3 protein-coding genes are annotated in these 13,044 nt (G+C 53.6%); all 3 read left to right on the forward strand.

Annotation, left to right across the window (positions count from 1 at the left end; all coding sequences use genetic code 11):
- The first annotated feature begins 504 nt into the window (after nucleotides 1-504).
- The 3 genes from ACMGDE_RS06470 (at nucleotide 505) to ACMGDE_RS06480 (ending at nucleotide 12,905) form a co-directional block, all read left to right on the forward strand.
- The gene (locus ACMGDE_RS06470) at nucleotides 505-9,879 is read left to right on the forward strand and encodes an Ig-like domain-containing protein (RefSeq protein WP_436831952.1); all 9,375 of its coding nucleotides are present in this window, start codon (nucleotides 505-507) and stop codon (nucleotides 9,877-9,879) included.
- Nucleotides 9,880-9,960: 81 nt separating this feature from the next.
- The gene (locus ACMGDE_RS06475; protein ID WP_436831953.1) at nucleotides 9,961-10,923 is read left to right on the forward strand and encodes a PorP/SprF family type IX secretion system membrane protein; all 963 of its coding nucleotides are present in this window, start codon (nucleotides 9,961-9,963) and stop codon (nucleotides 10,921-10,923) included.
- Nucleotides 10,924-10,976: 53 nt separating this feature from the next.
- Nucleotides 10,977-12,905 (forward strand): OmpA family protein, encoded by a 1,929-nt coding sequence (locus tag ACMGDE_RS06480; RefSeq protein ID WP_436831954.1) that lies wholly within the window; start codon nucleotides 10,977-10,979, stop codon nucleotides 12,903-12,905.
- Nucleotides 12,906-13,044: the final 139 nt, after the last annotated feature.

Here is a 13,044-nt window from a genome sequence, read left to right on the forward strand (position 1 = left end):
TTCAATATTCGCCGTGAATGACTTGAACACCGAGTCGGATTATTCATGTTCGCCGCTACGTCACCTAATTATGCATGCGTAATGATATAAGCCGTCCAAACAAACTTACCTAATTCATCCGTATCTGTATCGGCAATCGATATACATGAACGAAATGAACGGATTACGGAAATCTGAATGCAGTGAACGAAAATTGGATGATTGACTAGGTTATCTTTGTGTCAAAGGTTGGCCGCATAGGGCGTTGCTGAAAGAGGCACTTCCGAAGAACGAGGGTGTTCTTCAGAAGTGCCTAAAACATCTACCGATGGAAATACTGCAATAACCATACCTTTTTTTGTGTCATACGGCGAAGTGCTGAAAATAGATACAGAAAATATTATAACCTACTAAAAAATGTATTCTGATCAGCATCATATAGGCGATGACGAGTGCTTATATCTGCGAAAACAAATACTACTACTATTGAAAAAAAGCATGCCACTGTTCAAAATCTATTAGCCCATGGAAACATCATCTACTTATCCAAAATCTTCGTTTTTGCGTTTTTTCCTTTCCTTGCTTGTCATGTGTGGAATGGTATCCACAGGTTGGGGACAGACGAAACAGTATGCCGACGTCACACCAAACAGTGGCAGGAACGGCGCTACGATTTTTTTAGGTGCATTTGGCGAATACAATCCAACAACTGATGATGCTGTCGCTCAGGTGTCCAATGTGCCCCAAGCGGGCGATGCGGACGAGCTGACGTATGCCACGCTGGAAGCGAGCAACTTAAATGTATTAGCCGTACAGGTGTCCGGTGAGGCATGGGTACAGCTGAAGTTCCCCAGTCCCCGTACACCTTATAGCACGACGTATGTTCGCATGGATGAGGTAACCGCGGAGGGTGCAAACCTGGACCTGATAGCGACGGTAGGTGGGTTATTAGGCCTATTGGAGAACGATGTCATCATACCGGAGGTTTACACGGGCGCCACGGCCACCGCCGATGGTACCATGATCGATGGTGACAATGTCAATGCCACGATGGTCCGGGACGAGGCCGGGCATTTATATTTGGCGGTCACCGCTTCCGAAGCCTATGACGCGGTCCGTGTAAAACTGCGGAACCAAGGGAACCTTTTGGGGTTGGCTTGGGGTTCCACATTCAATCTGAATGTTTATGATGCGTTTACAGTGGATGATCCCACATGCGGCCAGGCCATGTTCACCGAGTTAGGAGAGGTAGAAGGCATCAACTTGGATTTGTCCGAAACTGTCATTAATCCTGAGTATGTTCTGGATGACAATACCTCAAATTACTCAGAAATCAGACTGGGCTTGTTGGCTGCAGGAGCATCGGCTTCGCAGACCATTCACTTTACAACCTTATCAGAACCCAATTCCATCCTCAATGTGCGGATGCAGGTCAACCCCACGGCGCTGAACCTGAACCTGATCGGTGCTTATGGGATAAGGGCCTATAACGGCACCACCGTGGTTGATCAACAGTTCGTGAGCGGCGGGCTGATCGGCGGTGTGGATGTATTGGGGCTTTTGAACGCAGGGGGCATCGTGACAGTGCCGTTTGAGGTCGCCCTCCCATATGACCGGGTAGAGGTCATTTTGTATTCAACCGCTAACCTCGCTACTGATGCAGGCTTGCGGCTGTATCAGGTGAGCCGGACCAGCGCTTCCTGCCCGCCGCCGCCGCCAACACCAAACCCACTGATTTCTCCGGTTTGTGCAAGCGCCGTAATTGTGGACCAGCAAAATGCCGATGATCCGCAGAACGCTGTGGATGACAACTTTGATAGTTATGCAACCATCCGTTCGGATGCGGGAATATTGGTAGGTATCGGCGACAATGAGGGATATCTGGAGGTGGCCTTCGCTAGTCCGGTTCCCGTTGGAAAAACAGCTTACGTGCGGATTGACTATGAGGACGACATTCTGAATGCGCTATTGGCTGGAAGTTTAGGCATTGCAGCGCAGAATCTGGTGCTGGGCGATCATTATTTCGATGTTGCCCTGACAAATGGAGGCGCACCGGTGCTATCGGCTTCCGGTGATGATGGTTTTGCCGATGCAAACGGTCAAATACGGATTGTGCAAGACGGGGAAGGCCGTTATTACATCGCCATCAAAGCGGATAATCCATTCACCAACATTCGGTTGACAGATCATACAGATGCGTTATTAGGTGTACTCAGTCCGGACCAATACCTGAATGTATACAGTGTTTGCTACGAAAATAGTGAAGAGATCTGCGACCCTGCATTCGCTACCTATTATGACGGAAGTGGCCTAACCCTAGACATATTGGACATTGGCAGTGCTGGTGTAGCCAATGCGCATCGGGCTATTGATCACGACACCCAGGCTGTGGAAGATGATGGAACGTATTCTGAAATAAATATTGGTGGGGCGGGCATCGGTGCAAGCCTATTCCAATTCGCGAATTTCCATACACTGTCTTTACCTACGGATTATTTCAAAATCAAGCTCGGTGTAGAAAACGGCAGCGCACTTAATGTTGAATTGCTGAACAATATCGAAATCCGTGCTTATAACGGTGAAGAACTGGTTTATGCTCAGCGCGTACAAGACGGCCTGGTCGCCGGTTTGGATATTTTGGGATTGTTGACTGCAGACAATGTGGTCACCATACCGATCGGTCCAGGCGTACCGTTCGACCGGGTAGCCATAGGCATTAGCACGTTGGCAGACCTTGATCTGTTCAGCAATCCGCTACGGGTGTACAGCATCAAGCGCTTCGGGATTGACTGTCCCGATCCGAACCCGCTGCCCAATTACCCGGATACGGAATCACCGTTCACCGGTCCGGATTGCGGGGTAACCCTTGGGGAGTTTGAAAACGTAAACTTCCCGCATAATGCGATCGATGGCGACCATGATACGCCTGCTAGGCTGTCTGCCGGTTCGGGTGTAGTATTGGGGGCGGGCGCGTATAACGGCTATATCGAAATGAACTACGATGCGCCGGTACCGGCACTGGAAACCTCCTATATCCGTATCGATATGGCGGATGAGGGATTGCTCGATGCACTTGTTGGCGGCAGTTTGGGCGAGCTCCTCGCAGATGTGGGCGACTTGGCGTTGTTTGGCACCCATTATTTTGATATTTCCGTGCGGAATGCCGCCGGTAACGAAATCTATGATGCCTCCAGCCTGGGTGGCTTTGACGAGGAGGATAATGGCGTTCGGATCGTACGGGATGAATTTGGACGCTATTATATCGCCTTTACGGCTGGTGAACCCTACCAGTCGGTAAGGATTACCCTAAACAATACCGCGGTTGCGGGACTGGACGCAGTGACGACCATGGACGTGTTTGGCATGTGCCGCGAAACGGTCTTCGATCCGTGCGAACAGGCTACGTTTACCTCTTTTGATGGAACAGGGTTAAGCGCGAATCTGTTGGAGGGAGCCGATCCGGCAGGTGTCATCAATCCGCAGTATGTTATCGACGGCAACAACGCCAATTACGCGGAATTCTCATTAGGAGATGCTGCCATAGGCGCAACATTGTATCAAGACATCTATTTCAAAACCAAAGTAACCACTACGGCTACCGATAAGCTGCGGCTGCGGTTGCAGACTCCGGGTAACCTGATCAATGCGGATATCTTAGGGGCCTATACGGTATACTTGTTTAACGGTGATGTTCAAGTCGGCGACGCCATGACGTTGCAGGAAGGGTTGATCAACGATGCGGATTTGCTGAATTTGTTTAATTCCGGAGGCGTTATTGGGGTAGAATTTGAACCGGGTGCGGGGATTGTCTATGACCGTGTCCGTTTTGAAATAGGCTCTGTGGCCGCTGCAGGTATCGGTAGCCCTATACGGTTGTACGGTGTATATCGTATTTCGGATGCATGTCCTGATCCGGAGTTTGAGCAACCGCCTTTTGAGGTATGTGCCGATGTGTTCCTAGGTACCAATGAGTATGTAGACGATATCCAAAACCTGACCGATGGTAATCACAACAGCTATGCGACAGTCCGTTCGGATGCAGGCTTGGTTGGAGGTATTGGCGAATACTCCGGTTACGTGGAGTTGGGATACGGCGCAGTCGTTCCAGCCGGCACTTCATCTTATATCCGTATTGGATACGACGAAGACGTGCTCAACGCGTTGCTTGCTGGTTCGCTTGGCAATCTGGTCGATCAAGTGCTCGACGGTGTCGCATTGAGCGAACATTATTTTAATGTAACGGTTAAGGGTGCTGGTGGTACCGAGCTGTTTACGGCCAGCAGCGCAGACCTATTTGATGACGCCAGCGGTCAGGTCAGATTGGTACAAGATACCAAGGGTCGATATTATTTGGAGATTACGCCTACCGTAGACTACCAGTCTGTTCGGTTGGAAGACCACACCACAGCGTTGCTGGGAGCGCTGTCCGAAGGACATTTGGATGTATATGGCATGTGCCATACACCCACGACCTTTGAATGCACGGCGGCATTTTCTACATCTTACGAAGGTAGCGGATTGAGCCTCGACCTACTGAATATTGGCGGGGCGGGTGTTCAAAACGCGTTCTGGGCGATTGATCAGAATACTACGAATGCGTCGACATTAAGTTTGGGCAGCGGAGCCATAGGGACTTCTGCGACGGTTCAACAGAATATCCAGTTCAACCAAGTGCTTCCGGCGGACGCGGAAATCATCGTGAAACTGAAGGTTGATGGTGGTGTATTGGATGCAAGCCTGCTGAGCGGGTTGGAAGTAATCGGTTATTTGGATGGTGTGGAAACAACGTTCTCAGAAGATTTCAATCAGGCGTTTTTGGAGGCCGATATTCTCGGTCTGCTAAATGGCAACGATCCCGTTGAAGTAACGATCACACCTGGTGTCGAAGTGGATGAGATTGCAATCCGGTTGAGTGGTTTGGTGAGTGTGGCAACGCCCACGGTGAGTATATACCATGTGATTCCGTTGTGTACATCATTTGCGGGCAGCTACCTGGAAGTCACAGCAAACGGAGCCATAGCTGACGGCGTAGCTGCGAATGAGGTTACAGCCACCATATTAAACCAAGACGGCGACGCACTTGCTAATCAAGAAGTAGTGTTTACTATCGTCAATGTAGACGGTACGACCACTACACAGACCGTCACCACAGATGCGGACGGCAAAGCAGCGGTACCGATTACCAGTACCTTGGCTGGTGACGCTACGGTCACGGCTACGGTCGGAGGAATGGTGATTAGTACAGGAAGTCCGGCGGTGGTTACCTTCGTTGCGGGTCCGGCGGATCCTGCATCGAGCACGCTTGCGGTAACGAAGGACAATGCCGTTGCGGACGGCACGGACTACAACGAACTGACGGCCACGGTGACGGATGCCAACGGCAACCCGGTGGCTGGCCAGGACGTGGTGTTCGGCATCACGTACCCTGACGGCACGGCGGGCACGGAGACGGTGACCACGGATGCCGAAGGCAAAGCGGTACTTCCGATCACAAGCACGACGGCAGGCGAGGCGCCTGTCACGGCTACGGTCGGCGGCACGGCCATCAGCGGCAGCCCGGCCACGGTAACGTTCATTGCGGGTCCGGCGGATCCTGCATCGAGCACGCTTGCGGTAACGAAAGACAATGCCGTTGCGGACGGCACGGACTATAACGAACTGACGGCCACGGTGACGGATGCCAACGGCAACCCGGTGGCTGGCCAGGACGTGGTGTTCGGCATCACGTACCCTGACGGCACGGCCGGCACGGAGACGGTGACCACGGATGCCGAAGGCAAGGCGGTACTTCCGATCACAAGCACCACAGCAGGCGAGGCGCCTGTCACGGCCACGGTCGGCGGCACGGCCATCAGCGGCAGCCCGGCGACCACAACCTTCATCGCAGGCCCGGCTGACCCCGGCTCGAGCGTGTTGGAGGTGACCAAGGACGGTGCCATTGCAAACGGCACGGACTACAATGAACTGACGGCCACGGTCATGGACGCCAACGGCAACCCGGTAGCCGGGGAAGAGGTGGCATTTGCCATCACATACCCTGACGGCACGACGGGCACGGAGACGGTGACCACCGACGAGAACGGGGAGGCTGTATTGCCGATCACGAGCACGACCGTCGGCGAGGCAACGGTAGCGGCCACGGTAGGCGGCACGGCCATCAGCGGCAGCCCGGCTACGGTGACCTTCGTAGCCGACGTAGTGGACAACGAAGCGAGCACGCTTGAGGTGACCAGGGACAACGCGGTTGCCGACGGCGCGGACTATAATGAAGTAACAGCCACGATCGTGGATGCGACGGGCAATCCTTTAGAGGGTGTAGGGGTATTTTTCGAGATCACGTACCCTGACGGCACGGCGGGCACGGAGTCCGTATTGACGGATGCCGCTGGTGAGGCGGTGCTTCCGATCAGGAGCACGACGGCCGGCGAGGCCACGGTGGCAGCCACGGTAGGCGGCGAACCGATCACGGGCAGCCCGGTTACGGTGACGTTCATCACCGGGCCGGTGGATCCGGGAGCGAGCACGCTTGCGGTAACGAAAGACAATGCCGTTGCGGACGGCACGGACTATAACGAGTTCACGGCCACGGTGACGGATGCCACAGGCAACCCGGTAGCCGGCCAGGACGTGGTGTTCGAGATCACATACCCTGACGGCACGACGGGCACGGAGACGGTGACCACAGACGAGAACGGTGAGGCGGTACTTCCAATAACAAGCACCACGGCGGGTGAGGCCACGGTAGCTGCCACCATCGGCGGAGAGCCGCTCTCAGGCAGCCCGGCTACGGCAACCTTCGTTGCGGGTCCGGCGGATCCTGCATCGAGCACGCTTGCGGTAACGAAGGACAATGCCGTTGCGGACGGCACGGACTACAACGAACTGACGGCCACGGTGACGGATGCCAACGGCAACCCGGTGGCTGGCCAGGACGTGGTGTTCGGCATCACGTACCCTGACGGCACGGCGGGCACGGAGACGGTGACCACGGATGCCGAAGGCAAAGCGGTACTCCCGATCACAAGCACGACGGCGGGCGAGGCGCCTGTCACGGCCACGGTCGGCGGCACGGCCATCAGCGGCAGCCCGGCCACGGTAACGTTCATTGCGGGTCCGGCGGACCCGGGAGCGAGTACGCTTGAGGTGACCAAGGACGGCGCCGTTGCCGACGGCGTTGACCCCAACGAGTTCACGGCCACGGTGACGGATGCCAACGGCAACCCGGTGGCTGGCCAGGACGTGGTGTTCGAGATCACCTATCCTGACGGCACGACGGGCACGGAAACCATCCCGACCGACGAGAACGGCCAGGCAGTGCTGCCGGTGACGAGCACGGAGGCGGGCGAGGTGACGGTAGCTGCCACCATCGGCGGAGAGCCGCTCTCAGGCAGCCCTGCTACGGCAACCTTCGTTGCGGGTCCGGCGGATCCTGCGGCAAGCGAACTCACGGTAACGAAAGACAATGCGCTGGCAGACGGCGTGGATCCCGATGAATTGACGGCCACGGTGACGGATGCCAACGGCAACCCGGTGGCTGGCCAGGACGTGGTGTTCGGCATTACCTATCCGGACGGCACGACGGGCACGGAGACCATCCCGACCGGCGAGAACGGTCAGGCCATACTTTCAATAACAAGCACCACGGCCGGTGAGGCGACGGTAACGGCTACCATCGGCGGCACGGCCATCAGCGGCAGCCCGGCCACGGTAACATTCATTGCCAGTCCGGCGGACCCGGGAGCGAGCACGCTCGAGGTGACCAAGGACGGCGCCGTTGCCGACGGCGTTGACCCCAACGAGTTCACGGCCACGGTGACGGATGCCAACGGCAACCCGGTGGCTGGCCAGGACGTGGTGTTCGAGATCACCTATCCTGACGGCACGACGGGCACGGAAACCATCCCGACCGACGAGAACGGCCAGGCAGTGCTGCCGGTGACGAGCACGGAGGCGGGCGAGGTGACGGTAGCTGCCACCATCGGCGGAGAGCCGCTCTCAGGCAGCCCGGCTACGGCGACGTTCGTGATTCCGAATAATTTAACGATAACGAAGGTTGCAGATGAAGACCGTGTACAGGCAGGGACAAGCACTAGCTTCACCCTGACGATCACCAACGATGGTCCATCTGAAATGGCCAGTGGTAAAGTGATCAGCTTGGGTGAGCGCCCGAGTGAAGGCGTGACCATCACGGGTTATACAGTAACCAGCGGCAACGGCACCGCGACGGGCACGGGCAACAGTGCCACAGTGACCACCAGTGCGGTGATTCCGGTAGATGGCACCATCACGATTGCCGTGACTGCAGACATTGCCACCGATGCGCCGGCGACGATTACCAATGGCGTCGACGTCTGGGGTCCGGATAAGGATCCAGGTACTGACACACCGGACGATGGTGACGATACGCCGGAGATACCGGTCGATCCGAACCATACACTGAGCATCACCAAAGTGGCTGATCAGGACCGTGTACAGGCAGGTGCAAGCACCAGCTTTACCGTAACGATCACCAACAGCGGCCCGTCTTCGATCGCCAGCGGTGCTGCTATCAGTGTCGCAGAGCGTCCAGGCGAAGGCGTGACGGTTACCGGATATGAAGTGAGTTCCGGAAATGCGACGGTGAATGGCACGGGCAATGCAGCAACAGTGACAACCACAGCTCCGATCCCTGCCCAAGGCACGATCACATTAACCATTACGGCTGACATAGCTGCTCAAGCTGAAGGCACCATCACTAACGGTATCGCAGTGTGGAGTCCGGATAAAGATCCAGATACGGACGAACCGGATGATGAAACGGAAACGCCAGAAATACCAGTGGATCCAAATCGCATGCTGAGCATCACCAAAGTAGCCGATCAGGAAACAGTAACTGCTGGAATGAGTACGACCTTTACGGTCACCGTGACCAACGACGGGCCCTCGGGAATTGCGGCCGGTGAGATCATCAACTTGGAGGAACGCCCGGGTGCGGGTATGGCGGTAACGGGTTATGAAGTCACTTCTGGCAATGCGACTGTCACGGGAACAGGCAACGCTGCAAGCTTGACGACGACATCGGCTATAGCTGCCGGCGGAACGATCACTATCCGTGTAATGGCTGATGTGACGGCAGCAGCAGGTGCTACTATTTCTAACGGAATCGCCGTTTGGGGTCCGGATAAAGACCCGGATACCGATGAAGTGGACGATGAGACGGAAACACCGGAAATACCGGTTGCAGCACCTTACACGCTGAGCATCGAGAAAGTAGCCGACCAATCGTTGGTGAACGCAGGTGAAACGACCACATTCACCGTGACGGTGACCAATAACGGCCCAATGGAAATTGAGTCGGGTAAGGTGATTACACTTGAAGAGCGTCCAGGAGTCGGGGTGGCCATCACGGGATATGAGATCGTATCGGGTGCAGCAACAATAAGCGGCAACGGAAATAATGCGACCATTACCACCAATGGTGTCGTCGCAAATGGATCAACCATAGTGGTCCGCATTACCGCCATGGTAGACCCGACGACAACGGGTACCATCACCAACGGTATTGCGGTTTGGGGACCGAACACAGATCCGGATACCGAAGATCCCGAAGACGAAGACGAGGTAGAACCGATTCCGGTCGACGAAACCCTGGGAATTCCGAATCTCTTTACGCCGAATGGCGACGGATTGAATGACCTATTTGTGATCAAGAACCTGCTTCAATACCAAGGCAGAGAGTTGATCGTACTCAACAGGTGGGGCAACCAGGTGTATAAGAGTACCAACTACAACAATGATTGGGATGGCAATACACTTGCTGAAGGCACATATTATTATATCCTACGTGTTCGCGGTAGCAACAATGGCGAATGGCAAACCCACAAAGGAGCTATAGCCATCATCAGAGTGACAGGCCGTTAAACGTAAATAACCTGCCGGGGCTATTCTCCCGGCAGGTTAATAAAGACGCTGATTTGATCACATCGAATAAAAGATAACGACATGAAGAAGTATTTTTTTCTATTACTGATAACCGCCTCAACAGGCCAAGCACTGGCCCAACAGGTAGCGCAGTACAGCCAGTACATGTTCAACGGCCTATACATCAATCCGGCATATGCAGGATACCGCGGCCCTGTGAACTTCCACACTTACTACCGCTCACAATGGACAGGCATGCCGGGTGGGCCAAGAACCTTGGCACTGGCCGCGGATATGCGTACGGCCAGTGATAATGTTGGACTCGGGTTAAACCTGATGAGCGACCGCGTTGGTTTGGAAAAGCGCATCTATGCATATGCCAATTATGCTTATCGCCTGCGTGTAGGATGGGATCCCGAAGACCGACTGGCTTTCGGCTTGGGTTTAGGTTTTATTCATTCCGGATTTGATAACGCCGCGGCAAGGACACAGGATCCCGAAGCTGTCAATATTGAAAATTCATTCTTACCGGATGCACGCTTCGGTGTTTATTATTCCAACAATACGTGGTTTGCCGGTGTCGGCGTCGATAACCTGATTTCTAAACTGGTCTTCAATGCAGACAATGGAAGTACGCGAATCCCTCCGGTTACCCAATATTATGTTACTGCCGGTGGGATCGTCCCGTTGGCTACGGACATCTTGCTGAAACCCTCCTTTTTGGTTAAGAATGCTAATAATGCAGTAACCCGTGCTTGGACTACGGACCTCAACGCTGCGGTCATCTTTGCTGAGCAATTTACGTTTGGGCTCTCTTACCGCACGGCTTTGTCAAGTGGTGAGCAGCTATCGCGTGATTTAGCGCGTCCTAATTCCATTATTGCATTGGCCGAATTTGTCGCGGCCGGACAGTTCCGAATCGGATATTCCTTTGACTACGCCTTGAGTAAATTGCATAATCAAGTGGGAAGCACGCATGAGATATCGTTGGGTTACTCATTGAATAAAGGTACGCAGCGGGTGCGCACCCCACGTTACTTCTAAAGTCCGGGAATAAGTTTAATCAATGCTGGTACGTACAATATAATACCTATCCTATGAAATTTTTTGACAAAAAGATTAGTTTGATTTTGGGGTTTTGCTTATTGGCGGTTTTGCCGCTTTGGGCACAATACTCACTGCTGAAGTCTGCCGACCGCGAATTTGATGGATTTAATTTCATTAAGGCGATCGAACTCTATCAGCGCGCATATGACGCGAAGCCCGACATCCGCACAGCTGAACGGCTGGCAGAGTCGTATTACAATATCCGGAATTATCGAGAGGCCGAACGATGGTATGCGCAGCTGGCGAACCACGATGAGGCGAAAATCGACCATATCCTGCGATATGGGCATGTACTTCGTAATAATTCGAAATTCCGGGAAGCGAAGGCTCAGTATCAGCGGGTAGGATTGAAGGCGGAAGGCGTGATTACCGCCGACGAATTGGCCGTGTTATATGCCTCATGTGACTCCGCGGTGGTATGGTTGGAAAATCCCATTAAAGCCGTTGAAATCAAAAACCAGCGAACATGGAATAGTGCTCAGGCGGAATTTGGCGTCACAAAAGGGCCGGCTGGTCTTTATTTTGCCTCCGACCGGATTGGAGGGGCTTCGAAGCAGGATGTTATTTACGGTTGGACAGGCAATCCGTATCTATCGATGTACGTGGCCAACGATGAAACGGTCGGTAATGTAGATGCTCAGTGGGGCGATGGCGCCAATCATTTCGGACCTGCCACGTTTTCGAGCAAACGCAATGAAGTCTATTTTGCGGTAACGCGGAATCTCACCCGGGAGGAAAAGCGCAAGGCAGGTAAAGACGTAACGGTCAATATTGAAATTTTCTCCAATACATTGGATACGGCCAATTGGGGAGAAAATGCCACTCCGTTTCGCTATAACAACATCACAGAATGGTCGGTGGGTGACCCATTCTTGAGTGTCTCCGGCGATACGCTGTATTTTACCTCGGATATGCCGAACGGTAATGGGGGTACCGATATTTATTACGTTGTCCGCCAGGCAGACGGAGCCTGGGGAGATGCCATAAACATGGGATCGGGGGTCAATACCTCCGGCGACGAGCGCTTTCCGGGCATTGATGACCGGGGCGACTTCTATTTCTCTTCAGATGGCCATGTAGGTATGGGTGGATTGGATGTATACCAATTAACTAAAAACAGCAGCACACCGAAGGTGGTGAACCTGGGCTTCCCATTCAATTCGCCTTACGATGATTTTTCCATTCGGTTCGATAAGGAACTGGAAGGATATATGGCTTCCAACAGGAGTGGCGGGGTCGGAGCAGACGATATCTATTGGTTCAACCTGAATAAAGTCATTCAAATCGACTTGGAGGGTGGTGTTTATAACGAGAAAACCAAGCTTCCGGTGTCCGGCGCGAAAGTAACCCTCACGCCAGCGGGCGATGAAGCCAATGCGGTGACGTTGAACGCAAATACGGGGGGCAAGTTCAACTTCAATCTTGCAGAAAATACGGACTATACGTTGACTGCCGAACAAACGGGGTTTCGCGAATTTGCACCGCTGACGTTTTCGACCAAAGGTATTGATAGCAGCACGACGTTGAAAAAGGATATCTACCTTTCGCCGGTGGAGGTGAAGGAGGTGGTGGTGCTCCGAAATATCTACTTCGATTATGACAAGGCCGATATACGTCCGGATGCGGCGTTGGAGCTTGATAAAATCGCCGCATTCCTCCAGAGCGATCCCGATTTGCGCATTGAGTTGAGTGCGCATGCCGATTCTCGGGGATCCCATGATTACAACATGAAACTGACCCAACGCCGGGCAGACTCGTCGGTAGCTTATCTCGTAAGTAAGGGTATCGCCAAGGATCGTTTAGTAGCCAAGGGGTATGGCTTTACGAAGTTAGCCAATCATTGTGCCCAGGGGGTTAAGTGTACCGAGGAAGAGCACCAATGGAACCGGCGGGTGGAATTTTTCGTGATCGAAAATTGATGTTGTTCCTATAGATTCGGTCTGTCGCCTATTCTGATAATTTAGCGGCCATCTTTTCTGATGGCCGCATTTTTTATTAACTTTAGCGGTATATAGCGATTTAACGGTTTGTTAATATAAATTTTACCGTGGTTTTATC

Source organism: Parapedobacter brassicae (assembly GCF_051400755.1).
Taxonomy (GTDB): Bacteria; Bacteroidota; Bacteroidia; order Sphingobacteriales; family Sphingobacteriaceae; genus Parapedobacter.